This window comes from Streptomyces sp. NPDC127117, from assembly GCF_042677325.1.
Taxonomy (GTDB): domain Bacteria; phylum Actinomycetota; class Actinomycetes; order Streptomycetales; family Streptomycetaceae; genus Streptomyces.
This window is the reverse complement of sequence record NZ_JBHXTM010000087.1, coordinates 1-26,020: the sequence shown is the minus strand read 5'-3', so window position 1 is coordinate 26,020 and position 26,020 is coordinate 1. Positions and strand designations below refer to the sequence as shown.

Annotated in this window: 23 protein-coding genes; 6 read left to right on the top strand and 17 right to left on the bottom strand. The window is 70.2% G+C overall.

What is annotated here, in order from left to right:
- Positions 1-99: 99 nt before the first annotated feature.
- The 9 genes from ACFVH0_RS38420 to ACFVH0_RS38380 form a co-directional block, all read right to left on the bottom strand.
- Positions 100-2,904, bottom strand: coding sequence for a hypothetical protein (locus ACFVH0_RS38420; RefSeq protein ID WP_385828046.1), 2,805 nt, complete (start codon positions 2,902-2,904; stop codon positions 100-102).
- Positions 2,901-4,013, bottom strand: coding sequence for an AAA family ATPase (locus ACFVH0_RS38415; protein WP_385828044.1), 1,113 nt, complete (start codon positions 4,011-4,013; stop codon positions 2,901-2,903). The genes ACFVH0_RS38420 and ACFVH0_RS38415 overlap by 4 nt, the downstream gene beginning before the upstream one ends.
- 12 nt (positions 4,014-4,025) lie before the next feature.
- Complete coding sequence (locus ACFVH0_RS38410; protein WP_385828042.1) at positions 4,026-5,552, bottom strand: VWA domain-containing protein; 1,527 nt, start codon at positions 5,550-5,552, stop codon at positions 4,026-4,028.
- Positions 5,549-6,937 (bottom strand): hypothetical protein, encoded by a 1,389-nt coding sequence (locus ACFVH0_RS38405; RefSeq protein ID WP_385828040.1) that lies wholly within the window; start codon positions 6,935-6,937, stop codon positions 5,549-5,551. Before ACFVH0_RS38405 ends, ACFVH0_RS38410 begins: the two co-directional genes overlap by 4 nt.
- On the bottom strand, positions 6,937-7,440 hold the full coding sequence (locus ACFVH0_RS38400; protein WP_385828038.1) for a hypothetical protein: 504 nt from the start codon (positions 7,438-7,440) through the stop codon (positions 6,937-6,939). The genes ACFVH0_RS38405 and ACFVH0_RS38400 overlap by 1 nt, the downstream gene beginning before the upstream one ends.
- A 754-nt stretch (positions 7,441-8,194) precedes the next feature.
- Positions 8,195-8,407 (bottom strand): hypothetical protein, encoded by a 213-nt coding sequence (locus tag ACFVH0_RS38395; protein ID WP_385828036.1) that lies wholly within the window; start codon positions 8,405-8,407, stop codon positions 8,195-8,197.
- Positions 8,408-8,645: 238 nt separating this feature from the next.
- Positions 8,646-9,071 carry an ankyrin repeat domain-containing protein gene (locus ACFVH0_RS38390; RefSeq protein WP_385828034.1) on the bottom strand — a complete coding sequence of 142 codons (426 nt, stop codon included), beginning with the start codon at positions 9,069-9,071 and terminating at the stop codon, positions 8,646-8,648.
- A gap of 70 nt (positions 9,072-9,141) precedes the next feature.
- Positions 9,142-9,921 carry a S1 family peptidase gene (locus ACFVH0_RS38385; protein ID WP_385828032.1) on the bottom strand — a complete coding sequence of 260 codons (780 nt, stop codon included), beginning with the start codon at positions 9,919-9,921 and terminating at the stop codon, positions 9,142-9,144.
- Positions 9,922-10,363: 442 nt separating this feature from the next.
- A complete protein-coding gene (locus ACFVH0_RS38380; protein ID WP_385828030.1) occupies positions 10,364-12,904 on the bottom strand; it encodes an ATP-dependent Clp protease ATP-binding subunit in 2,541 nt (846 codons plus the stop codon).
- A gap of 368 nt (positions 12,905-13,272) precedes the next feature.
- On the opposite strand from ACFVH0_RS38380, the gene ACFVH0_RS38375 reads away from it, so the two are divergent.
- On the top strand, positions 13,273-14,043 hold the full coding sequence (locus ACFVH0_RS38375; RefSeq protein ID WP_385828028.1) for a hypothetical protein: 771 nt from the start codon (positions 13,273-13,275) through the stop codon (positions 14,041-14,043).
- A 71-nt stretch (positions 14,044-14,114) separates the two neighbouring features.
- On the opposite strand, the gene ACFVH0_RS38370 is transcribed toward ACFVH0_RS38375, so the two are convergent.
- Positions 14,115-14,774, bottom strand: a complete 660-nt coding sequence (locus tag ACFVH0_RS38370) for an HAD family hydrolase (protein ID WP_385828026.1) — start codon at positions 14,772-14,774, stop codon at positions 14,115-14,117.
- Between the two features lie 411 nt (positions 14,775-15,185).
- Between ACFVH0_RS38370 and ACFVH0_RS38365 the strand changes: the two genes are divergently transcribed.
- Complete coding sequence (locus tag ACFVH0_RS38365; protein ID WP_385828024.1) at positions 15,186-15,896, top strand: hypothetical protein; 711 nt, start codon at positions 15,186-15,188, stop codon at positions 15,894-15,896.
- 75 nt (positions 15,897-15,971) lie between these two features.
- Here ACFVH0_RS38365 and ACFVH0_RS38360 read toward each other — a convergent pair whose 3' ends face one another.
- Together ACFVH0_RS38360 and ACFVH0_RS38355 are read right to left on the bottom strand one after the other, a co-directional pair.
- On the bottom strand, positions 15,972-16,229 hold the full coding sequence (locus ACFVH0_RS38360; RefSeq protein ID WP_385828023.1) for a hypothetical protein: 258 nt from the start codon (positions 16,227-16,229) through the stop codon (positions 15,972-15,974).
- A 48-nt stretch (positions 16,230-16,277) separates the two neighbouring features.
- On the bottom strand, positions 16,278-16,793 hold the full coding sequence (locus ACFVH0_RS38355) for a lytic polysaccharide monooxygenase auxiliary activity family 9 protein (protein WP_385828021.1): 516 nt from the start codon (positions 16,791-16,793) through the stop codon (positions 16,278-16,280).
- 375 nt (positions 16,794-17,168) lie between these two features.
- Here ACFVH0_RS38355 and ACFVH0_RS38350 point away from each other — a divergent pair, with 375 nt between their 5' ends.
- The gene (locus ACFVH0_RS38350; RefSeq protein WP_385828019.1) at positions 17,169-17,714 is read left to right on the top strand and encodes a cupin domain-containing protein; all 546 of its coding nucleotides are present in this window, start codon (positions 17,169-17,171) and stop codon (positions 17,712-17,714) included.
- Positions 17,715-17,780: 66 nt separating this feature from the next.
- Here ACFVH0_RS38350 and ACFVH0_RS38345 read toward each other — a convergent pair whose 3' ends face one another.
- The 3 genes from ACFVH0_RS38345 to ACFVH0_RS38335 form a co-directional block, all read right to left on the bottom strand.
- Positions 17,781-18,296, bottom strand: coding sequence for a DinB family protein (locus ACFVH0_RS38345; RefSeq protein ID WP_385828017.1), 516 nt, complete (start codon positions 18,294-18,296; stop codon positions 17,781-17,783).
- A gap of 42 nt (positions 18,297-18,338) precedes the next feature.
- Complete coding sequence (locus ACFVH0_RS38340) at positions 18,339-19,115, bottom strand: DUF4389 domain-containing protein (RefSeq protein WP_385828015.1); 777 nt, start codon at positions 19,113-19,115, stop codon at positions 18,339-18,341.
- A 150-nt stretch (positions 19,116-19,265) separates the two neighbouring features.
- Positions 19,266-20,003: a tyrosine-protein phosphatase gene (locus ACFVH0_RS38335; RefSeq protein WP_385828013.1), complete on the bottom strand. Its 738-nt coding sequence runs from the start codon at positions 20,001-20,003 to the stop codon at positions 19,266-19,268.
- A 76-nt stretch (positions 20,004-20,079) separates the two neighbouring features.
- Here ACFVH0_RS38335 and ACFVH0_RS38330 point away from each other — a divergent pair, with 76 nt between their 5' ends.
- Positions 20,080-20,754, top strand: coding sequence for a YoaK family protein (locus tag ACFVH0_RS38330; RefSeq protein ID WP_385828011.1), 675 nt, complete (start codon positions 20,080-20,082; stop codon positions 20,752-20,754).
- Positions 20,755-20,946: 192 nt separating this feature from the next.
- Here the strand turns inward: ACFVH0_RS38330 and rpmG are convergent, their stop codons facing one another.
- Complete coding sequence (gene rpmG, locus ACFVH0_RS38325; protein ID WP_385828009.1) at positions 20,947-21,111, bottom strand: 50S ribosomal protein L33; 165 nt, start codon at positions 21,109-21,111, stop codon at positions 20,947-20,949.
- Between the two features lie 392 nt (positions 21,112-21,503).
- Here rpmG and ACFVH0_RS38320 point away from each other — a divergent pair, with 392 nt between their 5' ends.
- The gene (locus tag ACFVH0_RS38320; RefSeq protein ID WP_385828007.1) at positions 21,504-22,973 is read left to right on the top strand and encodes a PP2C family protein-serine/threonine phosphatase; all 1,470 of its coding nucleotides are present in this window, start codon (positions 21,504-21,506) and stop codon (positions 22,971-22,973) included.
- Between the two features lie 167 nt (positions 22,974-23,140).
- On the opposite strand, the gene ACFVH0_RS38315 is transcribed toward ACFVH0_RS38320, so the two are convergent.
- The gene (locus ACFVH0_RS38315) at positions 23,141-24,640 is read right to left on the bottom strand and encodes a hypothetical protein (protein WP_385828005.1); all 1,500 of its coding nucleotides are present in this window, start codon (positions 24,638-24,640) and stop codon (positions 23,141-23,143) included.
- A 231-nt stretch (positions 24,641-24,871) separates the two neighbouring features.
- Between ACFVH0_RS38315 and ACFVH0_RS38310 the strand changes: the two genes are divergently transcribed.
- A complete protein-coding gene (locus ACFVH0_RS38310) occupies positions 24,872-26,008 on the top strand; it encodes an aminoglycoside phosphotransferase family protein (RefSeq protein ID WP_385828003.1) in 1,137 nt (378 codons plus the stop codon).
- Positions 26,009-26,020 lie beyond the last annotated feature (12 nt).

Genomic DNA, 26,020 nt, shown 5'->3' with positions numbered 1-26,020 from the left:
GATGTGTCCGGTGCCCGCCCCGCCGACGGCAGGGCGGGCACCGGACTCTTCGTCCTCGGCAGATCCGCTGAGTGCGCTCGTGTGCTCACGCCGAAGGGGTCATGCTCGGGCCAGCAGCGCCTCCAGCGCGACCGCCGTCTCCGGATGACGGCCCGGCAGTGCCGCGCCTGCCGGGCCGTCGGGATCGGCCGTCTCCCACGTACCTTCGCAGCCCAGCAGGCCCGCCACCGCGTCGCACGTCGCAGGGTGCGCGGCGAGGAGTGTGCAGCCGTGGGTGCCTGGCGTGCTGTGGGCGGGCAGTGCGGCCTGGGGGTCCGGCTGGGAGCGCCACGGTGGCACCCATGCGTCCAATGCCGTGAGCCGGCCGGGGAAGGTCCGCCCGGCTTCACGTATCAGCAGGGGGGCCAGCTCCGAGCCACCGGATCGCAGGGTGGTGATCAGCGTCGGCAGCCACGGCAGGAGCACCGGATCCGGCAGCCGTCCGAACGCGTTCGAGACCGCCTCCACCACGAAGTCCGCGAGTCCCGGAACGGGTTCCAGGGCGTGTACGAAGCCGCTGAGGTAGCGCGGGTAGGCGGGCACCACCAGGGGGTTGCCCAGCAGGTCGTCGCACTTGGCGCGTAGGTCTGCTCGGGAGAGGCGGCCGAGCTGGACCCGGGCCGCCCACAGCAGGGCTGTCTTGGACGGCTCCTCGGGATGTGACTGGGCCACCGCCAGTTCCAGCTGGGTCCGGTCGCAGCCGAGCGACAGTGCCAGGCTCTCCATGCTGAACAGGAAGCCCAGCATCGCTGCCACCTGGCGGACGGTGGCGTCGTCGTCGGTGAACGCGGTCGGCAGCAGGGTGCAGTAGTGGGCGTATCCGGTCTTGGCGAAGGACTCGATCCATGGCGGCAGCACCGGCTCGCTGGTGCGGTAGTAAGCCAGCAGTCGCCGCACCCGGCGCAGTACCTCCGGTGCGCCGTCGACGCTGCGCTCGGCCGACAGCACCTCCAGGGCGTGTGTGCCCAGCTCGTCGGCGAGGCGGCGGCTGCGCAGGTACAGCGTCGCGTCCTCGACGGCTTCCAGGACGGTCGCCGCGGTGGCGCGCCGGTCGTACGCCGTGCGGCGCAAGCGCTGTTCCAGCACCTGCTCGATACTGACGCCCTCGTAGCCGAGCTCGATGAGCGCACGCTGGTAGGTGCCGAGCGCGAGGTCCCACGATTCCTGGATGGGCCGCTCCCCCAGTTTCCGCTCGCCCATGATGGGGCGGGCGGCGCCCGGCGGCATCAGGTAGCGAAGCATCCACAACGCGTCGGAGCACCGTTCCAGTTCCGGCTGGGAGGCGATGTCGAGCAGTGCCCGTTGTACGCCGCTCTGCTGGAGTTTCAGGCCCAGGGGTGCGAGCCGGTCGTGGACGTCGCGGGCGAGGGGTGGCAGCGCGTCGTAGCCGACCTGGCCGACCCGGTCGCCGCCCATCATGATCTCCACGAGACGCCGCACATCGCGCCGGCCCGGCACGGTGTCCTTCTCGATGCAGGTGACGGCAGCGTCCTGGAAGTCGTACGGCGTGGGCTTGGCCCGGTCGCGCATTCCGGCCAGCAGGATCGACGTCTCGAACACCGCGATGGCGTCGGCGGTGGAGGCGAGGTAGCCGTTCCGGCGGGCGGCGCGCACGATCTCCACCGACCAGCCGAGCAGTTCCGCCTCGTCGAGCCGGTCCAGGGCGGGCGGTCGCTGCAGGAATCCGGTCAGCTTGTCCGAGGGCGGGATCTCCGGGGCGGGCCCCACCGGGGCCGCTGCCTTCTTGGCCCTCGACTTCTTCGCGCCGGCCTGCCCCGCCAGGCGGAAGGGCTCCACGCGGGTGCGTCGGACATTCTTCGCCCATACCGTCGCGGCGATGGACACCGACCCTGCGGCGAGGCCGAATTGGGCCTCGATCGCCGCGTGGCTGGACGGGATCAGGCCGTGCTGCCAGGTGGTGGCACTGGGCGGGCTGATCCGGAAGGTGTCCGTGCCGTGGACACCGAACTCCGCGACGCGGCTGGCCGCGTGGAAGGCGCCGCAGACATAGAGGCAGTCCGCGGGATCGGCGCCGGTCGCGGCCAGGTGTTCGCGCATCCTGGTCCACATGTAGCGTTCGCGGTCCTCGTCCACGCGGACCCTGTGGGGGTCGCCCGGTGCGAGCCGCCGGAAGAGGCTTCCGATCAGGAGCATCACCTGGCGGTAGGTGTCGTGGTCGCTGTCGCCGAGCGGCAGCTCGACGTACTGGTGCCACCACTCCGACCAGTGCCGCACCTTGCCGTGGCGCAGCAGGTGCTCCTCCAGTTCGGCGAAGCGCGGTCGCAGGTCGCCGATCTCCACGCCGACCGCGTCGCCGTGCAGCGCGGCCCCCTCCTCGGCGGGAGGTGCGTCGGGGCCGGCCGGCCCGGCGGACTCCGTCGCTCGCGCGTCCCACTGGAAGACGTGGTCCGAGGAACGGTCGACGAGGACCAGCTCCACGCCCGGCGTGTCCAGCGCGTAGGCGATCGCCTGGTACTCGGCGGAGGCCTCGGTGATCGGGGCGACCACCGACAGCGGCGACCACTCGGCCGGGAAGCCGTCGACCTCGGCCGCGAACGACTGGACCGCCACCGGGAGCTTGCAGTTGCGCAGCTCGGTCAGCAGTGGCGCCATGTCCTCGCAGAGTTCGAGGTAGACGACCTTGGGCTGTTTCTCCCGCAGGCGACGGGCCATCGCGATCGCCGAGGCCGGTGAGTGATGGCAGACAGGGAAGATTTCGAGCGGTTCGCGGACCGCGTGGTCGACGTCGTCGACGATGCCGAGGAGGATGCCCTCCAGGGCGTCGGGTCCGTCGGCGAACGTCGCCGCAGCATCCTGCAGCTGACCACGCAGACCTTCGAAGGTCCCCTCGTGGACGCCGGTCATGACAGGGTGGCGATCGCGTCGCGGCCGCCCTCCAGGAACTCCGGCCAGGATCCGCCCTCTTCCTTGCTGCGCGGCTCGACGACACCGTGCAGGTACTTGTTGAGGATGGCCAGGTCCTCGGGCTCGCGCCGGGCCAGTGACCCGACGAGGGAGGAGGCCAGCGTCCGGGCGGTGAGGGCCCGGTCTCCGAAGAAGTTGCTGTGCAGCACCGCGTCCTCCAGCACGCCGATCTGCTCCGCGGTGGACAGCGCGGACTCCAGCTTCTCGTCGTCGCTGCCGGCCGCGGCCGCCGAGGCGCGCAGGTCGGCGAAGCTCTGCAGCAGCACGTCGAGCAGGGTCGGCGGCACCTCCAGTTCGATCCGGTGGCGGCGCAGCAGTTCCTCGGTGCGGAAGCGGACGATCTCCACCTCGCTCTTCTTGTTCGTGACCACGGGGATGCGGACGAAGTTGAAGCGGCGCTTGAGCGCCGACGACAGGTCGTTGACGCCTCGGTCGCGGCTGTTCGCGGTGGCGATGATCGAGAAGCCGGGCTTGGCGAAGACGATGCTGTCGCTGTCAAGTTCGGGTACCGAGATGTACTTCTCGGACAGGATGGAGATCAGCGCGTCCTGTACATCGCTGGTGGAGCGGGTGAGTTCCTCGAAGCGGCCGATCGCGCCGGATTCCATCGCGGTCATGATCGGCGAGGGGATCATCGATTCCCGGGACTGGCCCTTGGCGATGACCATCGACACGTTCCAGGAGTACTTGATGTGGTCCTCGGTGGTACCGGCCGTGCCCTGCACCACCAGGGTGGAATTGCGGCAGATCGCGGCGGACAGCAGCTCGGCCAGCCAGCTCTTGCCCGTGCCGGGGTCACCTATGAGCAGCAGGCCGCGGTCGGAGGCCAGGGTGACGATGGAACGCTCGACGAAACTGCGGTCGCCGTACCACTTCTGTGAGATCTCCCGGTCCAGGCCGTCGGAGGGCTCGGAACCCAGGATGAACAGACGGACCATCTTCGGGGACAGCCGCCAGGAGAAGGGCTTGGGGTTGTCGTCGATGGATTCGAGCCACTCCAGTTCCTCGGCGTACTTGATCTCGGCGGGGGCGCGCAACAGGTCGGACATGACAGAGCCTTTCTAAGCGAGGAACGTCTTGAGCTCGTTGACGAGCTTGCGGATGTGGCCGGAGAGCACCGGCGTACCCAGGTCTTTGAAGCGCTCACGGAACCAAGGGTTGACACTGCCGCGGCCGGAGCTGGTGACCGAGCCGACCGGAATGAACTTGGCTCCCGATCGGTGGATGGCGACCATGCTCTCGAACAGCGGCTCGGTCTGCCATTCGTAGAAGTCGGAGATCCACACCACGACGGTGTTGCGGGGCTCCGCGATCTTCGGCTGGGCCAGTGCCATGGCCACCGTGCCGTCGGTACCGCCGCCCAGGTTGGTGCGCAACAGGGTCTCGAAGGGATCGTGCACCCATGGCGTGAGGTCGAGGGCCTGGGTGTCATACGCGATCAGGTGGACGTCCACCTTCGGCAGCCCGGCGAAGATGGATGCCAGGATGGTGCAGTTCACCATGGAGTCGACCATCGAGCCCGACTGGTCCACGACGACGATCAGCCGCTGGGGTGTCGTCCTGCGGGCCGTGTGCCGGTAGTAGAGGCGGTCTACGTACAGCCGCTCCTCCTCCGGGCTCCAGTTGGTGAGGTTCTTCCAGATCGTCCGGTCGAGGTCGAGGTTCCGGAACACCCGCTTGGGCGGGACGGAGCGGTCCAGGGCGCCCACCGTGGCCTTTTCCACCTGGGTGCGCAGCACTTCGGCGACCTCGTCGACGAAGCGGCGGATCAGGTCCTTGGCATTGGCCAGGGCTGAGCCCGAGAGGTTGTTCTTGTCCCGCAGCAGTTGCTCGATCAGCGACATGCTCGGGGTGAGCTGCGAGGCGAGCTTCGGGTCGGCGAGCACCTCGCGCAGGTGCATCCGTTTGACGAGGTCGGCCTCGATGGCGCCGAGTTCCGGGCCGATCGCCGGGATCAGCCGGCTGAGGTCGGGGGTCGTGCGCCTGCCGCCGGTGCCGGTCGGGCTGACGCCCTGTCCGGCGGCCCCTCCCCCGGCACGGCCGCCGCGCAGCTCGCCGGGCCTGCAGCCGAGTGCGCGCTCGAACCAGCCCGCGTCGGACTGCCAGCGCGCCAGCTGTCCGGCGGTGACCGTGCCCGAGCCGGAGGCGAAGACGTTGAGCAGCACCTTCGACACCAACGCCGCCCGTCGCACCTCGGCGGCCCGATCGCGTGCCTCGGCAGTCTCGGAGTCGGGGTTGGAGTCGGGGTCGGGTGTCATCAGGCCGTCGAACTCGGTGGCCAGCTCCGGGTGGCGTTGCACGATCGAGTCGACGGACGCCTGCGGGTCCAGCAGTGCGGAGGGCAGGCCGATGTCCTCGACGACCGCGAGGCTCGCGGATTCCAGCGTGCCCTGTTCCTCGGGGTCGAAGAGCCGGGCGAGAAGCCGCCAGTACAGGACCTGACGGCGGTTGTCCTGAGGATCCGCCTCCGGAATCCGCGTGACATGGGAGGCCTGCGGGCCCTGGACTGCCTGCGGGGACCGATCAGCTCCGATGTCCGGAGGCTGTGCGTTCTCGGCGGACTGCTCCGTCGTGTTGTGGTCGGTCATTTCCGCAGCAGCCTCCCCGCACGCTCCCGCAGCACGGCCACGGCGTCGGTGGCGGCCTTCTCCGCCTTGACGCCGGCCTTGTCGGTGGTGCCCCCGGCCCATCCCCCGGCGTGGATCGCGACGGCCTTCTTCCGTACGGTCGTCTCGACGGCCAGGGGCTGCACGCGATATGTCCCGGCGTCCCAGCGGAGCAGTCCGATGCACGCGCCGGATGCCGCGACGGCCTCGGGGGTGAGCGGTCCGGCGGTCGGAATGCGGTCGGTGTCGACGGCGAGTGGGCCACCGGGGAGCGTGAACGTGATTGCGTCGTCGTCCTTGTGGACGGCATAGCCCTCCAGGAACACGGGGACGGCTATGCGCGCCGGGTGCCGGTCCAGGGGTGCTGTCGCCGTGTCGGTGGCGGTGGGCAGGGCGACGCGGGCGGTGGCGAAGACGTCGGCGGGCTCGCCGCGGCGGGCGTGCTCGTCCCTCCAGATCAGGTCGCCCTCCGCGGTGACCGGCATGTCGGTGAGCTCCATCGAGCGGCCCTCACTGACGGCGGTCAGCAGCGACATGTGCGGGCGGAGCAGCTGCCAGAGACCTGCTCCGACGACCGTGTCGGGCTTCGGTACCGAGATCGCGGCGCGCACCAGGCGGCGCGTGGTGCCGTCGGCGGGCTCGAACACCGCGTGGACCTGGGCCTGTACGGCGGTCGCGTGTTCATGGACGTCGACGCCGAGGGGCAGGAGACGGCCGGTGACCGTGCCGGTGGTCGGCGCGTCGGCCGCGCCCGGCACCGTGAGGAGCAGCGCGCGTGACCACAAGTCTGCCCAGCGGCGTGCCGGAATCCGTTCCAGGGAGACGCCCGGGCAGGACGCGGCGAGTTCGGCGGCGAAGCCGTCGAGGAGCGTCGCCAGTCGGCGCAGTTCGGGATCCGGAAGCATCGCGGAGACGACCGGCGCCGCGCCGGAGACCACGTCGTGGTCGATGCCCTGCCATCCGCAGCGTGCCAGATCGGAGAGCCAGGAGCGGGCGGCGGTGAGCAGGTTCGCCGCCTGCAGCCCGGCGGGTTCGCGTGCGGTCGTCTCCTCGCAGGGCCGGCCCGTCGCCTCTTCGATACGGGTCATCAGCGCGTCGTGGACGGAGCCCAGGAGCGCGGTGCGGGCGGCGGCGAGTGCGACGAAGTGGTCTTCGCCCGCGGCTCCGCCCCCAGCCTTCTCGGCGGCCTCGGCAACCCTTGCGGCCAGCGGCGTCCCCGAGACGGCGTGGGCGAGTCCGGTCAGGCCGGCGGTCTGGGCGGGTTGGGGACGGAGCAGGCCGGCGACGAGTGCCCGGTCGAAGCCGTCGACGGCAGCCAGGGCCTCGTCGAGTCCGGTGACGTCCTCCGCGAACAGGTCTGCACGCATCACGCCACCGCCCTGGTCGGCGGGAACCACTGCATCTCCGGCAGCGGTGCCGTGGTCGGGGTGAGTTCCAGATAGGCGAGGTGACGCAGGAACCGGCTGAAGACGGGTGCGGCGGCCTGGGTGTCCCCCTGCGGCGGACGTGCGGCGCCCATGTCGTGGGCGATGGTCTGCGCGCTCGGCTCCCCGTCCGCCGGCTCGACCCTCAGGTAGCGTGCGACGCGCTCGGCGCCGTACTGCAGCACCGCCTCGTTGATCAGAGCCCGGATGTGATTGCAGAACGACCCCCGCGCACCGCCACAGGGCCGGTTGTTGTTGGTGCTGCACGCGAATGTGTACGTGCTCGCGGCGACCGACGACACATAGACACGTCCGATGTCCGAACCGCTGGACACCACTCCCTGCAGGCGTCCGTCGGCCAGCTCGACGAACGGTACTTTGGCCAGCTTGCGCGGTCGCGCGGGTGCTATTACCCGTGCCGTGCTCGACCTCTCCCAGTCTGACAACGCACCACTCCTATGTGCACCAAGGCGACTTCCTCGCCACAACGGCAGGACACGACCGAACATACCTACGGGCACTGACAATGCCCGTTCGCGGCCGCAGGACCGCCTCGCCCGCCGTACTCGGACTTGCCCGGATGCCGGTGTGCCCTGCTGCACGGCCGTGACCGTCGAAGTGCGGCCGTGGCCGCGCAGCAGGGCATCAACGTTTCAGCGCCGGACGAGGAGGGTGATCCGCATGCGGCAAGGGGTGGTGGGCAGCTGAGGGTGCCCCGCCCCTGGCGTGGTCAGAGAGTGCGCCGGGGGCCTGGGGAGGTCACGGCGTCCCCGCCCGGGGGCAGGGGGTAGAACGGGATGGCGACGAGATCGTACTGAGGGCACGGCGTCGTGAAGCACTGCTTCGGCGACGGCATACAGAACTGTCCGACGGGTGCCACGACGGAAGCGCAGGGACTCGCCTGTGCAGCAAGGGAACTCGACTGCGGCGCGCCGGAGTTCGTCCGTGGTGCGACGGAGCCTTCTCCGGCGAGTGCCGGGCTCGTCATGGTGAGGGGCAGGGCGGTGAGAGCGACCGCCGTGGCGGTACGCAGCAGGTTCTGAATCACAAGCAGCAGAGTTAGCCGCAGCTCGGCGCGCCGTCGCATCGCGTGAGGGGGCAATCACCCGTACGGGTCGCGAGGTTCACCCTCGGAACGTATTTCCTATCATCAACAGTGGGGTGGGCTGCCCGTTCCTCCAGCGGCCCACCCCCGACTCCTCAGAGAAGGAGGCTCAGGAACTTCTCGCAGGCCGCCTGTTCGCTCGGGTGTCGGGCGATGACCTCGCGGGTTCCACGTTCATACGCACCGGTCTCCCACACCCCGTCGGGCGCATGCCGCGGGAACAGGAAGTCCGTGGGTATGGGGACCGGTTCGTGGACGCCCTCGATGCGGTAGTAGCCGTCGGCCACTCCTGCGCGGCGCAGCTCCACCGGTGCAGGGCTCGTGGCGGGCCGGGGAGGCGGGCGACCGTTCCTCCGGCTTCGCCGAGGCGCTCGCGGCGGGAGCCGTGATGAGTCCGGCGGTGACGCCGAGCACGGCAAGTACGTTGCGCATGCGGACCATTCAGATGTCCCCTCGGGTACTGATGGTCAGCCACGCCGACTGACACAGAGCAACCGCTCATTCACCCGCAGCGTCCACGCCTTGCCGTCGTGATCCGGACACTCGTCAGGTACGCGCGGCGGCTCCCGCCGCGATGAGGAGGGCGACTGTTTCGGCATGCCGGCCGGCCGTCGCCCAGTCCATGGGCGAGAGGCCGGTGCCGTGATCTTCATGCAGGTTCGGATCGGCTCCGTGCGCCAGCAGTTCGCGTACCGCTTCGATGTGACCCCGGCACGCGGCCGAGCACAACGGCGTGCCTTCCGAGCCGAGTCCGGCGCTCTCGGTGTCCGGGGAGGCCCCGGACACCAGGAGCAGACGGGCGATCTCGGCGTCGCCGTTCACGGATGCCAGGTAGAGAGGGGTGACGCCCTCGCTGTCCGCCCGCTCCGGGTCGGCGCCGGCCCAAAGAAGCGCCTTGACCCGGGCGGCTTCACCCATGAGGACGGCTGTGCCGAGGTGTCGGGAGAGTTTCTTGCGCCGCCGCCGGTTCATGGAGACCGAGGCTAGCGGGCCGTTGCCCGGCGCGGACAGTCATTTCAACTCGTGGAGGACCGGCCTCCGGTCACCCGACCGGGAGGCCGAGCCCTGCGGTGATCGCGCTGACCCGGGTGAAGACGGACACCGGGTACTGGTCGTCGCAGTACTTGTTGCCCGTGGAGACCACACCGATCACCTTGCCCCCGGCGACCAGTGGCCCGCCGGAGTCGCCCCGGCAGACGCTGTCGTGTGTCTTGGCGGCCGGGATCCCGCACACCTTGAGCGCGGCGGACTCGCCCGGGTCGGTGAAGGGCGCGCAGCCCTTGAGCGGTGCCAGGGTCAGCGTGGCCGACTTCAGCCGCTTTCCGGGGGTGTCGGTGGCGGTCTTGCCCCAGCCCACGGTCTTCGCGGTCTTCCCCGAGGCGTAGAGAGCCGAGTCCTTCGGACCGGCCGGCTTCAGCGGTGCGTACGGCATCGGCTCGGAGAGGGTGATCAGCGCGGCGTCGTAGGTGAGGGTGGCCTCGGCGAATTTCGGGTGGACCTTGACCGACGCGACATGCCGGACCGCCCCCTTGGTGCTGCTCAGGTCCGTTCGCCCACCGATGACCAGCAGATCACGGGGCTCGGCGGCGTCCTTGATGCAGTGCGCGGCGGTGAGCACCTTGGTGGGGGCCACCAGCGTGCCGCCGCAGAACTGCTCGCCGTCCGGAGTCTCGATGAGCATGGCGTACGGGTGGTCGGTCACGGTGGTGTTCTGCCCGCCGTGGATGGCGGCGGCCGGTGTCGCGGTGGCCGCGAGTCCGGCCGCGGCAAGGACAGAGGCGGCCAGCGCGGCGGCCGCGGTACGCCTGTTGAACGTGAACATGTGGTCCCCCCAGGACACAGTGCGCGGCCGGTGGCCACGCGTCGTGTGGAGGAGGATGTGGAGATCGGAGCCGGGGTTCCGTGATCGACCGGTCCGAGTCTGCTCCGCGGCGCAGCAGACGCTCCTCAGCTTGTCGTTCAGCGACGCGGGCCGGTCAGGACGAGGGCCCGGGTTCGGCGCCCGGCCGGCCCCCGAGCGCGGATACCAGCCGGTCCTGGAGTGCAGGGTCGTGTACATCGACGGCGAGGCGACAGGCGATGGGCCCGGTCTGCCGCCGGCGTGACGGTCGAAGTACGGAAAGGCCATGACCGGCCCAGGTCACCCGGATTTTCTGCTGCTCGAACAGGGCTTGCCACGCAGTTCTTGGGACTGCGCGGCAAGCATGTGATCACCGTTGAACCGGAGAGGGAAGGCCGAGTTGTGGGATGTCCGGCGTCGGACCCTAATCGGCCGCGGCCGCCTCGGTCTCCGGCTCCGATTCTGCCTCGGCCTCGGCGGAGGTCTCGGGGCGGCGGATCGAGCAGACCAGGGCGTTGTCCTTGACGTCGGCGACGATGGTGTCGCCCGGTTCCGCCTCGTCACTCAGCAGCAGGGAGGCGATCCGGTTGTCGAGTTCGGTCTGGATCGTGCGGCGCAGCGGGCGGGCGCCGAACTCCGGCTGGTGGCCGTGCGCGACGAGGAGTTTCTTCGCGGCTTCGGTGATCTCCAGTTCCATGTCCTGGGCCCGTACGCGGCGCTTGCTGCCGTCCAGCATGAGGTCGACGATGTTGCCGAGGTCGTCCTTGTCGAGGCCGTGGAAGATGATCGTCTCGTCGACGCGGTTGAGGAACTCAGGCGGGAAGTGGCCCCGCAGGTCGCCCATCAGGTCGTCGCGGATCTCGGAGACATCGCCCTTGTGGGCGAGGATGCGCTGGGCGCCGATGTTGGACGTCATGATGACGACGGTGTGGCGGAAGTCCACCGTCCGGCCCTGCGCGTCGGTCAGGCGTCCGTCGTCGAGGACTTGCAGCAGCGTGTTGAAGACGTCGGGGTGGGCCTTTTCCACCTCGTCGAACAGGAGCACGCTGTACGGCTGGCGGCGTACCTTCTCCGTCAGCTGGCCGGCCTCCTCGTGGCCCACGTATCCGGGCGGTGCGCCGACGAGCCGCGAGACGGTGTGCTTCTCCTGGAACTCACTCATGTCGAAGCGGGCCATGCGGTTCTCGTCGCCGAAGAGCAACTCTGCGAGCGCCTTGGCCAGTTCGGTCTTGCCGACACCGGTGGGCCCGAGGAAGAGGAAGGAGCCGACGGGGCGGTCGGGGTCGCCCATACCGGCCCGGTTGCGGCGCACTGCCTGAGCGATCGCGGTGACCGCCTCGTCCTGGCCGACCACGCGGGAGTGCAGCGCGTCCTCCAGCTTGAGCAGCTTCTCCTTCTCGCTGGCGGTGAGCTGCGTGACCGGGATGCCGGTGCGGCGGGAGACGACTTCGGCGATGTCGGCGGTGGTGACGTCCACGACGCCCTCGCGCCGTTCCTCGACACCGGCGAGTTCGGACTCGGTCTCCGCGATCTGGAGCTTGAGCCCCGACGCCTTCTCGAAGTCCTCGGACGCGACCGCTTCGTCCTTCTCCCGCTTCAGCTTGGCGAGCTTGTCCTCGCGGGAGACGACCTCGGTGGATCTGCCGAGCGACCTCAGCCGCACCCTGGCGCCCGCCTGGTCCATGAGGTCGATGGCCTTGTCCGGCAGGAAGCGGTCGCTGATGTAGCGGTCGGACAGTTCGGCCGCCGCAACCAGGGCGTCATCGGCGAAGCGGACCTGGTGGTGGGCCTCGTAGGAGTCCCGCAGGCCCTCCAGGATCTGGATGGTCTCCTCGACCGTCGGCTCGGGCACCATGACTGGCTGGAAGCGGCGCTCCAGCGCGGCGTCCTTCTCGATGTGCTTGCGGTACTCGTCGATGGTCGTCGCCCCGACGACGTGCAACTCACCCCGGGCCAGAGCCGGTTTGAGCATGTTGCCCGCGTCCATGGCGCCCTCGCCGGACGCCCCGGCGCCGACCACGGTGTGCAGCTCGTCGATGAACAGGATCGTCGAGTCCGCGGCGGCGCTGACCTCGTCGATGACGTTCTTGAGCCGTTCCTCGAACTGGCCGCGGTACTGGGAACCCGCCACCAGGCCGGAGAGGTCCAGGGCGATCACCCGCTTGTCCTTGAGGGTGCGGGGGACGTCCCCGGCCACGACGCGCTGGGCGATTCCCTCCACGATCGCGGTCTTGCCGACGCCGGGCTCGCCGATCAGCACAGGATTGTTCTTGGAGCGCCGCGAGAGGACCTCCACGGTCTGCTCGATCTCCTCCGCCCGGCCGACCACGGGATCGAGCTTCCCGGCCTTCGCCTCCTCGGTCAGGTCGCGTCCGTACTGGTCGAGCGTGGGGGTGTCGCTCGCTCCGCCCGCCGGAGTGCCGTCGGCCCGTGCCGCATTGTCCGCCTCGCGCCGCAGTCTGCCGGTCTCCGTGCCGTAGGCGCCGAGCAGTTTGGCCGCGCCGGACTCCTGGGTGTCCAGCAGCGCGCCGAGAATGTGCTCGGGCCCGATGTAGGAGACCCCGGCCGCCTGCGAACGCTCGTAGGCCTGAAGCAGTACGCGCTTGGCGGCCGGCGTCAGGCTCGGCTCCGCGGACGGTGTGGCGCTCTCCCCCGGCAGGACTTCCGCGATCCGTTTGCCCAGCTCGTCGGGGTCCGCCCCGGCCTGTTTGAGCAGGGTCCGCGCCGGGTCCACCTGGGTTGCGGCCCACAGCAGATGCTCGGTGTCCAGGTCCTGGCTGCCGTCCTCGGTCGCGCGTGTGGTCGCCCGGCCTATCAGCTCACGGGCCGATTCGGTCAGCAGCCGCCCGATGGGAACCCGCTGCACCTGTGGCGGTGAGGATGCCGGGGACATCCCGAAGAACCGGTTGAGCAGATCGTTGAACGGGTCCTGGCCGCCGAAGGAGCCGAAGGAGGACATGGTCATGGTCACCGTCCAGTGAGTGCGGGTGTGGAGGGAGAGTGCGAGCTGGTATGCCTGCCGGGATCGCGCTGCGCTGCGGGCCCCGGACACGGACGTGGGGTGTCCGGGGCCCGCGGCGCGTCGCGGTCGCTCCGTGGCAGCCCTTGACAGATGACTTCACTAGACCAACGCCCACCGGGTCTCGCAACGGCGCGGGCGATCACCCGACGCCCCCTGCCGTTGCCCGGCACGGCGTCACAGACTTCCCGACGCTGTGGCGGACCGGCCGCGGATACGCCGTTCGAGTGACATCCGGAGCGGCCGTGCCACACCGCGCGACGGCCCCGGCAGGTCGCCTCGCCGACCGCCCGGACCCCGCCAAGACTTGCGCCATGAGCGACATCGCGAAGTCGGAGGATCTCAGGGGCGGCCCCGGCCACGGCATCCTGCTGGCGGTCGTCTTCGCCGTGCCCGTCCTCAAGCTGGCCTGGACGCTGGGCGGCGGAGGCGAGGCGAGCGAGGCGCTCGTCGCCATGGAGCCGTCCAACTGGCCGGACGTCCTGATCGGCATGCTCCTCAACACGGCGCTGCTCGCCTCGGTGCTCGCCGTCGTGGTCTCGCGCACCACGTACGCGTACTTCGCCGCCAGAGGCGGAGCCCGGGTGCACGCGGACAGCTCCATCGTTCACACGTTGCTGACCGCCGCCGTCGTCCCCCTCACCTTCGCGCTGGTGGTCGGCGCCTTCCACGGATGGTGGTGGGGCCTCGCGGTGGCCGTTGTCTCGTACGCGCTGCGTCTCGGCGTGATCGTCGAGTACCGCACCGGGCGCCGCGAGCTCGGCAGCGGCAAGCGCACTCGTACCTCCCCCTCCGGCCGGCTGCAACACGCCGCCGACACAGCGGCCGTCGCCGCCCTGCTGCTGGCCGGGGTGGTGCTACCGGTGATCGCGCTGGCCGGGGCGGTGGACGGCCGCTCCTGGACGAGTGTCGTGGAATGCGATGTGAACACCGGGGAGGGGAATGAGCGTGCGCGTCTGGTGGAGTTGGGCCGCAAGGGCAACGGTGTCGTCGGCTGGGACATCAGAGGGGACGAGGTCGTCAACGGCGTCAACTGCGGGGTCTCGGAGAACGACGTGGTGCGCGCGCCATTGTGGCGCTCCTGACGACGGGCGCGGCGATTTCCCCGGCGCGAGTCAGCTCCCCCTCCGCCACGACCGGTTGATCGCGTCCGGCATCAGTGGACGACGGCCGCCAGCAGTCCGGGAAGTTCGCGCATGTCGTCGAACACGGTGGTACGTGGTCCTTGGAGCCGCGCGGCCGGTGTGAGACCGCCGCAGTAGCCGAAGGCCCGCATCCCGGCGGCGCGGGCCGCCCGAACCCCGTACGCGCTGTCCTCGATCACCACACACCGTCCGGGGTCCACCCCCATGGAACGGGCGGCGTGAAGGAAGAGGTCGGGGGCCGGCTTGCCCGGCGCGACGTCGTCGGCACTGAAGATGTTCTCCGCGAAGTGGTCGCTCGACGCCGCGAGCCGGAGGTTGCGCCCGATGCCGTCGTGATCCCCGTTCGACGCGACGCAGACGGCTGCGGTGAGGCGGCTCAGCGCCTCTGCGACGCCGTCGACCGCGGTCAGTTCGGCGTCCAGCGCGGCACGGTACGGATGCTCGTACTGCTGCTGCCAATCCTTCTCCGGCCGGCGCCCGAGCCGCTGCTCGACGGCTGCCGTGAAAACCTCGCCGGACGAGCCCGCGAACCGCTCGACGATCTCGGCTTCGGTGAACACGCACCCCAGGTCGGCCAGTACCACCGCGTCCGCCTTGACGCATATCCGCTCGCTGTCCACAAGGACACCGTCGCAGTCGAAGACCACCAGTTCGACGGGGCTCCGAGTCATGGGCCGCAGCCTGGCCGCCGCCCGAGTCCGGCCAGGTCCCCGGCCCGGGCCAGTACCAGCAGCGGGTCAGGAAGGACCAACTGCCATCCGGGCGCGTTGACTCGCGGCGTCCAGTTTCGGACATGCGGAGGATGGCCCTCCTCCGCTCCGCGGGCGGCGTGTTGACTCATCCGCGCCCAGTGGCCGTGCCGTATCGATGGTCGGTTCGCCGACCCGGCGGTCTCTCGTGGGCCGCGCCTGTTGACCACTGCCGCAGGAGGAAGACCGAACCCACTTGACTGACACACCGTCAGAAGGATGGCCTGCGCACGCCTCCGGCTTGGCGCGTTCTATTTCCGGATTTCTACGTTCTTGTCGGTGGCATACGCCACGCTGGTCACATACCGCCCAACACCGGCTTGGAGGCCAGTAGTGGACGCCCAGGACCTCGCGCAGCTCGCCGACAAAGAGTTCGAGCAGATTCTCACCTCGAACATTCACCCGCCCACCCGCGACTCCAGAACATGGGCGGCGATCACCCACCCCGACAATCTGCCGCGCGCCCGGAAGATCCTCACGCATGTCCACGAACGCACCGCGAGCGTCCTGCGCCGCCGGAAGACGGAGCGCGAGGAGTTCCGCGTCGAGTGCTTCGCCCGGGGTGAGGCCGGCAAGCGTGAGTGGTTCGCCACCCGGGCCGAATTCGAATCGCTGCGGCGCCGCACCGCCAATTTTCACCAGCGCGTCCAGCGGGCCATCTCCGAGCTGGGCCAGGAACAGCGGAATGTGAACCGCGCGCAGAGCCTCAACTCCGGGCAGCAGAGCCGGGAGACGCTCCGTGAACTGGCCGTCGCCGTGCAACGCCACCAAGCGGTCCACGCCCGCAACGGCGGCGGCGCCGAGCCGGCGGACCACGAGCTGTGGCGGCATCTCGACCGGCTGACCGTGCCCACCGGCCCGGGGCAGGAACCGACGACGCTCCGCACGATGCTCAGCATCTACTGGACCGACATGCACCCGGTCGCCGACGATCCGGAGTACCGGACACGGACCGAACACATCGCCCACAACGCCCCCGTCGCGACCCACTGCTGTGTGCCGCAGGCCCGGCGTGTTCACGACCGGGAGGACCGCGCGACGTAGCCGCGGCGCCCCGCACCGCCGTGCAGGTGCGGGGCGGAAGCCGTCCGCTGCGCCCCGCACCTGGAGACGTCCGGGTCAGGAGGCCTTGTACAGCCCCAGCTTCGCCACGTGCGGATCGGCGCGGGCGCCGAGTCCGCGCAGCCGGACCTTGGACGTGGTGACGGGCGCGCTCAGGTGCTCGATGCGCTTGCATCCGATGGTGCCCGCCCGCACTGCGGTCCTCCACGCGGTGCCGTCCCAGATGTCCACGGCGAAGGACTCGACCCGTTGCCCGCGGGTGATGTCCTCCTGGAGCACGACGCGGTCGAACGTGACCGGCTGCGGGGACTCCACGACCGCCTCTCCGTGAGGGCTTCGGCACACCGCCGGCCGGGCTCGTTGTCAGCCGACGTTCACATCGATGCAGGCGTAGAAGGCATTGGCCGTGTCCGCGATGTTCCACACCGCGAGAACCTTCTGCCTGCCCGACAGGCCACCGAAGTCGACCTGGTGGGTGACGGTGGCGCCGGGCTGCGCACCGTTGTCGTTGAACTCGGCGATCTTCCGGCCGCCCGCGAAGTACTGCCAGGTACTCGTGGCGTGCCGGGCGGTCAGGACCCACTGGAACGATGTGTTCCGGCTCACCGGGGTGACCTGCCACCCCTTCGAGTCGTCGTTGAGTTCGGCGAACCTGCTGTTGCCGCCGCTGCAACTGGTCAGCCCCTTGGGGCCTTCCACGCTCTGCGGCTCGTACTTGATCTCCCCGCAGCTCACGGTCCCGGCGGCGCACTGGGCCTGGCGGCTCGGGGGCGACGAGATGTATCCGTGGGCGCTGGCGGAGCCGACCGGAAGGCTCAGGACCAGTGCGGGGGCCAGTAAGGCACCGATGACTGCGGCTGTCTTCCTTTTCGCGTGCATGCTTCTCCTTCACATGAGGCGTCGCCGCACACGAACGGGCTATGGGGGCCCGGTGGTGGCAGACCGGCCTCTCCAGTGTGGGGGCCAAGAGGTGCGAAGGGCACGGCAGGAACCTGCCGCGTACGCCCGGGACTCGCGACGTCCGACAGGGCCCTGCACTTGGACTAGACCATACCTATCGACGCGTCCACGTCAAGGTGCCCGGCGTCATTCGGTACCGCCGTCCGCCGGACCTGCGGTGCCCCGGACGCGCCCGACGGCGCACGGCCCGAACGGGGTTCACCGACGCGACGGGTGTGCGGCAGCGTCCGGGGGAACAGGCATAGCCTCGTGGTGCGGTACGGTCCGCGCCCGCCCCCGACGAGCAGGAATGCCATGTCCTCCCACGCCACTCCCCCGCCCGGTTCCGCCGACCGCGACGCCTTCCATCCCGACCTGCCCGGTCACTCGGACAGCGGTGCCGAAACGGCCGCCCACGGACTCCCGCTGCATGCCCGGCTCCACCACATCCGGGCGGACGGACTCGACGGCGACACCGCGCAGACGGGCGGCATGCGGCGGTTCGCCGCGATCAGCGGCAGCAGGGTCGGGTCGCGGCGGATCTGGATGGGCCAGACCCATGTGGCGGCGCGAACCGCCTCGTCCAACCATCACCACGGCGACTCCGAGACGGCGATCCACGTGGTCAAGGGGCACCCGGAATTCGTTTTCCTCGACGATTCGAGCGGTACGGCCGAGGAGGTCCGGATCCGCACCTCCCCCGGTGACTACATCTTCGTACCGCCGTTCGTGCCGCATCGCGAGGAGAACCCGAGCCCCGACGAGGAGGCCGTCGTGGTGATCGCCCGCAGCACTCAGGAGGCGATCGTCGTCAATCTCGCCGAGCTGTACGTGCTGGGGGACGAGCCCGACGCCGGATGACGGGCCGGCGAGCCCGGCACGGCCGCGCCCCCTCAACCCGGCGCCGAGCCCCCGCTCAGCGGCGCGTCACCATCCCGTCGCGCCGTCCACGCCCTCTCGCACCAGGTCGGCGTGGCCGGTGTGGCGTGCGTACTCGCCGATCATGTGCAGGTGGATCAGGCGCAGCGAGATCTCCTCGCCGTCATGGACGAAGGTGTCGTCCAGCGAGGCAGTGGCGACGATCTCGTCCGCGAGGCGGCATTCCTCGACGAGGCGTGCGTAGTCCTCCGCCGCGCGGGACGGGTCCAGGTCCTCGAAGTCCGCGTCCTTGCCCTTCGCCGGGTCATACATGGGGTCGAACGACTGCCCGGCGAACCGCTCCCGGAACCAGACCCGTTCGACCTTCGCCATGTGGCGGATCAGTCCCAGCAGAGTGAGGTTCGACGGCCGCACGGTCTGTTCGGCGAGTTGCTCCCCGGTCAGGCCCGCGCACTTGTGCAGCAGGGAGTCGCGGAACCATGCGAGATAGCCGGTGAGCATCTCGCGCTCGTCGGCCACGGCTGAACCGGATGTGCGCGTCACCTCGGGTGCTGTCCATGTCATGCCGTGATCATGCCTTGCCCACCACGGGGCCGGGGAGGATTTTCACATGCCGTCGGCGGACTCGGCCGGCCAGTCGGTCGTGGAGGACGTGGTGATGGAGGTGGCCGCGCCGAGCACCAGGAACAGGATGAGCAGCCCCTTTCCCACGCCGCTCATGACGAGCGGCCGAGTGGCCGAACGCGTCTGCCGCTGCGGTACGGAGAGGTCGTCGTCGCCGAAGAAGCCCTTGGGGTAGGCCGGGGTGAGCATCATGGCGTAGGCGCCGAAGCGCATTTCGTAGCGGAGCACGGCGGCCGTGGCCTCGAAGAGAGGGCGGGGCATGCGTCCCAGGATCAGGGTGATCAGCCACCAGACGATCGCCACCGTCCACCAGCCGACCACGGCGAGACTCTGCACGACGGCCGCCGGAATCATCAGGATCAGCCGGACGAGGACGGCCAGGCGGTTGAGGGCGGTGGGTCTGACCTCGATCCGGACCGGGTGGTCCGGCGGCGGATCGAGGGCGAACGGCGGATAGCGGTCCACGAGCAGCATGCTGCCGGCGCCGAGCCGTACCTGATAGCCGAGGTATCCGGCGAGGAACCGGAAGACCGGCTCGGGCAGCCGCCCCAGGACCAGCGCGGCGAACCACCCCACGATGACGGTCAGTACGGCCGCGATGTGCAGGAAGAACAGCACGATGAAGTGCGGGATCAGGATCAGCAGCCGCAGCAGCACGGTGAGCCGGCGCTGACGCGGCGGCTCGATGATGTCCAGCGCGGGCAGCCACTCGGCGGCGGTCCATGCCCTCGGGCCCGGACTCCACTGGGCGTCGGCCATCTCGCTCCTCGTCGGCGGGTGATCCGTACGCCGTCGGCGCGCACGGCGTCCCCCCACGCTGGGCCCGGTAGCGACGCCCCGCAATCGGCCGTGGGCCGAACGGGTGCCCAGGCCCCTCTCGACCGTCGTACGGCGCACGAGCGCCCCGGCTCACCCGGCGGATTCGAGGAGCTTGCCGCGCAGTGCCGCCACCACCTCCTTGTCCATACCGAGGAATTCGGTGACGTAGGAGTGGACGGAGCCGTGCCTCGCGGTCAGATCGGCCAGGAAGAACCGCATGATGTCGGCGGGCGCCGTGCCGTATCCGGGCCAGCGGGGCTCCTGGCCGGGGTGGTCCGCCCGCCAGTCGGCCAGCAGTCGTTCGGTGGCAAGCCCGGTGAGGGCGAAGTCGGCGACGATGTCGTCCTCGGCCACGCCGAGCAGGGACAGGACGAGTGCGGCGAGCAGCCCGGTCCGGTCCTTGCCCGACGCGCAGTGGAAGACGACGGGGCCGCTGTCCTCGTCGGCGATCACTTCCAGGGCGCGGCGGAGTTCGGCGGCTCCGTCGTGGGCGACCTCGGCGTACCGGTCCGCCAGGAAGCGCCCGGTCTCCACTTCCGGGCCCAGCGCGGCCTGGTCGTAGGGCCGGTGCTCGATGCTGAGGTTGTGGTAGCGCAGCCCCGGCGCCTCGGGCACTCGCCCCTTGGCTGCGATCTCCCAGTCGTACCGCAGGTCGATGACCGTGCCGATCCCGAGGGTCCGGAAGCGGTCCTCGTCCTCACCGCGCAGCTTGCCCAGCGAATCGGACCGGTAGAGCCGGCCCCACCGGACCGGTAGGCCGCCTTCCCCCGGATAGCCGCCGACGTCGCGGAAGTTGTGCAGTCGCTCGAATGCCAGGTGCCTGTTCACGACGGATGACTCTAGAGGGACACGCCGGGGCACGTCAGCGTCGCGGTGGTGCGGGCCCGAATCCGAGAATGCAGGCGTGTCCACTCCCACGCGACCCTCCGCCCCCGCCCGCCGCGCCGGACCCGGTCCATGGGGCGAATGGGCCCTGTTGCTCCTGTCGGCCGCTTCCGGGGCGGCGGACGCGTTCGTCTTCATCTGCGTCGGCCAGGTCTTCGCCGGGGTGATGACCGGGAATCTGGTGCTGCTCGGCGCCTCTGCCGCCGGTGCCGGAGAGGAAGGAGTGGCGCTGCGGGTGATCACCGCGCTGGTCGCCTACGCCGTCGGCGTCGGCTGCGGCGCGTGGATGAACGAGCGGTTGCGGTGGTCACTGCCGGTGATGCTGCTGGCGGAGGTGGTCCTGCTGGCAGCCGCGGCCGTGCTGTGGGCGCTGGAGCTGATCACCTCGGACGGGGACCGGCTCGGGCTGCTGGTGCTCATCGCCGCGGCCATGGGCATCCAGGGCCGGATCCGGGCGACGCCCACCAACTATTTCACCGGCACGCTCACCGCCCTGGTCGGCCGAGCGGCGCTGCGGTCCTGGGAGCGTGGGGACCACTGGGTGGCCGGCCGGCTGATCGCGGTCGTGGCGGGCGCGGCCGTGACCGCGCTGGCCGTACGCCTGTGGCCGGACGCGGCTGCCGCGGTGGCGGTGGTGCCGGCGGCGGGCGCGTTGCTGATCGAGATGGCCCGCAGAGGGCCGTCCGGCCGCTGACCTGTGACGATGCCCGGGCAGAGGAAAGCCCCGGCCGGATCGGGGGAATCCAGCCGGGGCGGCTCGAAGGGTGGGCGCGGTGCGCGACATCCACATATAGGTGAACGATAAACCACCGCTTCCCGTTCCCGGAAACGCACACCCCGCACTGTGATCCACGGCACGGAATGCGGCTTTACCGCGGCTTCGCGGTCAGCGCTCCTCCCGGAAGAGCACATGCCGCCCCACCGCCGGGTCGAACTTGCGCAGCACCAGCCGGTCGGGGTTGTTCCGGCGGCTCTTGCGGGTCACGTAGCTCTGCCCCGTTCCGGCCGTCGACCGGAGTGTCACGACGGGACGGGTATCACTGCGGGCCATGGGCGCCTCCAGACTTTCGCGTCGACCCCACTCCCCTACAATGGCAATGGGTATCGTTTTCGTTCTTTCGAGACAACACGGCGGGCCACTGCCGCATTCCCGCCGCGAAGCCGGCGGCGTCCCGCATATGCCCCCGATCGGGCCGGGCGCACGGCGAGGGGCCGTCGCGCTCGGGCGCACAACCGTCCCCACACGCCGGATGACTTGCGCCAACGTCCGTCGACAGCACGGGTGTTCGACGGATCGGCGCCCTGCGCAGCCTGTGACATATGCCAGAAGCAACAACGTCCCGAGTGTTGCCAAATCCCTTACGGGCTTCCGCAGGCTGTGCGACAGTCATCTTCGGTCCACCTTTCAGACTTGGTCGTGCCGCGCCTGTATCGGAGTACGAGATGCCGTCCCATCTGTCCGCGGACCGCCCCGCCCCACAACCGCCGGAGCGCGACACCGTCGATGCGCTGATCAACCGGACCCTTCGGCTCCGTGGCGATGTGGATGCCGTGCGGCGGGACACGGTGCTGATCGACGAGGAGGACCCGCAGCTGCGCTGGCAGCGGGCGCTCTGCGATCTCGCGGTCCATCATCTCGACGACCTCGGCGCACACCTGGGACAGCTCAGGGAGGGCCTGCCGCCCCGGACCCCGCAGGGCCCCTCGCAGACCTGGGCGCCGGGATCGGGGCAGGACACAGCGGAGGAAGACGCGCCGGGGCGCTACGACGAGCCGAAGCCGGGATCGCTGATCGGCCGGGTGGGCAGCGCGGAGTGGAATCTGCTCACCGACGACGTCAGCTGGTCCGAGGAACTGTTCCAGATCTTCGGCAGGTCCCCCGCGGCCGGGCCGCTCTCGCTCGACGAACTCCCGTCCATGCTCCTTCCCGAGGACCAGCCCCTGCTCACCGCCCTGGTGACCGACTGCCTGGTGGACGGCAAGCCGATAGACGGCGAGTTCCGCATCACACGGACCGACGGCCGGGTGCGCACGCTCCACATGATGGGCGAGCCCGTCCTCGACCCTTCCGGGTGCACCGCCTCCATGTGGGCCGTCCTGCGTGACGTCAGCGAGCTGCGGCGCAGCCAGCAGACGGTGCGCCGGACCCATGACTCGCTGCGCAGCCGGGAGCACCGGGAACAGACCGAGCACCGTATGGCGGTCGAGCTCCAGGAAGCCGTACTCCCCCCGTGGCGGGGCTCGCTGAGGCTTCCCTCACAAGGACCCGGCGCCCTGGACATCGCGGCCCACTACCTTCCGTCGGAGTCGAGTTCGCTCATCGGCGGCGACTGGTACGACGCCCTGGAAATGCCGGACGGCCGCACCGTGCTCACGGTCGGTGATCTGACCGGGCACGGTGTTCAGGCCACCTCGGCCATGGCGATGCTGCTGGGCGCGCTGCGCGGCATGGCCGTGGCCGGCATCGAGCCGGGCGCTCTGATGGGGCACCTCAATCAGTTACTGGAATCCTCCGTTCAGCCCGCTCTCGGCAGCGCGGTGTGCTGCCGTGTCGATCCGGCCACCGGCGCCCTCGCCTGGGCGCAGGCCGGACACCCCGCGCCGCTGCTGTTCCGCGACGGGGTGGGGCGTCCGCTGCCCGCGCCGGACGGGGTCCTGCTCGGCGCGGCCTCCGGGGTCGCGTACGAGCAGGACGAAGTGCGCCTGCTGCCCGGCGATGTGCTGGTACTGCACACCGACGGACTGAACCGTCACAGCGACCGGGGTGCGGGCCCGGACGCGCTGCTGGCTCTGGCACCGCGGTTCGCGCAGGCCCGGTCGGCACAGGAGTGCCTGCGGACCGTCGTCGCGGAGTTCGGCGGAACCGAGCGCCTGGACGACGCCTGTGTGCTGATCGCCCGCATCGGGGCGTGACGCACGAAGGCATGCGTACAGAACCACGGACACACGGAACACCGGACACGGCGCAGTACGCAGGAGGGCGTGCCCGCCTACGGGTGCGGTGCTCGGACGGCCGGTAGTAGGAACGACGGTGGTCGGAAGGTCTGTGCTCGGCGCCCCCTCATCGCGGCGCCCGCGGGTCAGATCTCCGACGACCGCCTGCGCTGCTTGATGATGGAGCTCTGCGGCAGGGAGAGCTTGATCTCCTCCCGCAGGTCCTCGATCTTCGCGTAGCCCGCGAACTGACCCGTGAGCCGGTACATTTCGCGCAGCCGGTCCCAGGTGCGGTGCGAGGAGGTCTCCCCCATCGTCACCAGGGCCAGTCGCGCGTAGCGGTCGGCCTGCTCGGGATCGTCGGCGATGAAGCAGGCCGAGGCGAGCGAGATGTAGTCGAAGATCTTGGACCGCTGGCGTCCGTTGGCCCGCAGCTCCAGCGCCAGCTTGGCGTGGCGCTGGGCCACGATCGCCGCCGACGGGTCGTGCTCGGCGAGCGTACGGAAGGCCAGGGCCTGCATGCCGTGCATGTCCGCCTCGTCGAACATCTGCATCCAACTGGGCGGCGGCACATCGCTCTTGTCCGAGGTGAAGAGTTCCTCGGCCTTCCCGAGCGTGCGTCGCATCGCCTGGCCGCGGCCCATGGACGCCTGTGCCCAGGCCTCGATGGTGTGCAGCATCGCCTGGGTGCGGGGCAGAACCATGTCCCCGGAACCGGACTTGGCGAGTTTCATCAGGTCCAGAGCGTCGTCGGGACGGCCCAGGTGGACCATCTGACGGGCTGCCCTGGAGAGCGCCTCGCCCGCACGGGGACGGTCGCCGCCCTCGCGCGCCGCGTGGGCCGCGATGATGAAGTATTTCTGGGCGGTCGGTTCGAGGCCGATGTCGTGGGACATCCATCCCGCGAGTACCGCGAGGTTGGCCGCTACGCCCCAGAGCCTGCGCTGGAGATGATCGGGGTGACGGTAGGCGAGCATGCCGCCCACCTCGTTGAGCTGGCCCACCACGGCCTTGCGCTGGAGTCCGCCCCCCCGTGAGGCGTCCCAGGCGCGGAACACCTCGACGGACCGTTCGAGCGCCTCGATCTCGTCCGACCCGATGGGCGCGGCCTCGTACCGGTCGAAACCGGCCGGGTCCGCGTGCAGTGGGTCTTCGATCCGTGGCGCGTCGGCCGCCAGTACGGGGTCGGAGTGCAGCCAGTCGTGCATGGGGCCGGTGATGGTCGATCCTGCGGCGAGCGCGGCGCCCGCGCTCACCAAGCCGCGTCGGTTGAGCATGAGGTCCATTCCCGTGAATTCGGTGAGGACCGCTGCCGTCCGCTCGGGCGCCCACGGCAGTCCGTCGGGATTGTCCTGCGTCCCGGCCTCCCGCCGTTTCCCCACACGCCCGCGTCGGCCGAACCCGAGGTCCTCGATGGTCACGACACGACCGAGTCGCTCGGTGAACAGGGCAGCCAGCACCTTGGGCACAGGATCGCGGGGGGACTCCCCCATGTCGATCCAGCGCCTCACCCGCGAGGTGTCGGTGGCCAGTTGCGGGTGGCCCATGGCCGCCGCCTGCCTGTTCACCATTCTCGCGAGTTCGCCCTTGGACCAGCCGGCGAGGCCGAACAGGTCGGACAGGCGGGTGTTGGGTTCTCCGGTCACGTCAAGCCCCCAGGTTCTCGGCTGTGTTGACAGTAACCCCCTGTCAGAGGCCTTGCGACAATTCGCCAGGGTTCGCCAGGGTCCGCCAGTTGGTCTGCCACCCGCCTGCCGGTGTCAGGTAGGAAAGCGCCACCCCGCCCGGCAGCCCTAGGTACTCCCCAGGGTGCCGAACGGCCGCCGGCCGGGGCGGTGCACGCAACTTGTCGGCGCGCGAAGGGATCTGTCTCGCCCATGTACACAGCATCGTCCTCCGTGACCGCCCCGCCCCGGCCGCTCCGTCCCCTGGGGGCGGGCGGCGGACCGTACCTCGCTCCGCATGCCGCTCCGTCGGCGCCCGGCGCGGTCCGTCCGCGCCGGCCGGCCGGGATGGTCGGCCCGCCGCTCAGCGGCCGGCTGGACCTGTCCGGCGCGCAGGGGGCGCAGCTGAGAATGGCGATCGCCTCGGTGCACCGGATCTGCCCCGAGTTCAACCCCGTCCAGGTGCTGCGGCGCAGCGGCCGTTCGGTGCTGCTGGTCGGCTCCACCGGCCGGGCGACCGCGGTCGCCAAGTGTTTACTGGACCACTCCCCCGCGTGGTCGGAACGGTTCCGTCACGAAATAGCTGCATATCGTGCGTTCGTCCGGCACCGTCCGCCGGTGCGCGTGCCGCGGCTCATCGCGGCCGATCCGGAGAACTGCACACTGGTGATCGAGCGGATGCCGGGCCGGGTGGCCGCGTTGACCAGACATCCCTCGGAGGCCCCGCCCCGTGCCGATGTCCGGGCCGCACTGGGCGCGATCAGCCGGGTCAACGCCTGGCGGCCGGCGCCGGGGCTGTTCGACGCCCCGCTCGACTACGCCTCGCGGATCGCCCGCTATCACGAGCTGGGGCTGTTCACGGACCGGGATCTGGGTGATCTGCAGAAGCTGCTGCACGGTCTGGCCCATGCGGGCGGCCGTCAGGGCATGGGGCAGTTCTGTCACGGTGACGCGCTGCTCTCCAACATCCTGCTGTCGCCGACGGGTCCAGTGCTGGTGGACTGGGAGCACGCGGGCTGGTATCTGCCCGGGTACGACCTGGCGACGCTCTGGACGGTCCTCGGTGACGCACCGGCGGCTCGGCGTCAGATCAGCCAGCTGGCGCAGGCCGCCGGTCCGGCTTCCAGGGACGCCTTCCTGGTGAACCTGATGCTGGTGCTGACCCGCGAGATCCGTACGTACGAGACGGCCGTCCAGCGGGCCATGCGGGATTCGACGGCCTCGGGCGCCGGTCAGGAGCGCCCGGGTGCGCTGTCGTCGAGCGAGGAGCAGCGGCTGTTGCTGCGCCGGCTGCACGACGACTGCGCGATGGCCCGCAGGGCCGTGCGTGCCGCGGTCGGCACCCGCTGACCCTGCCGGGGG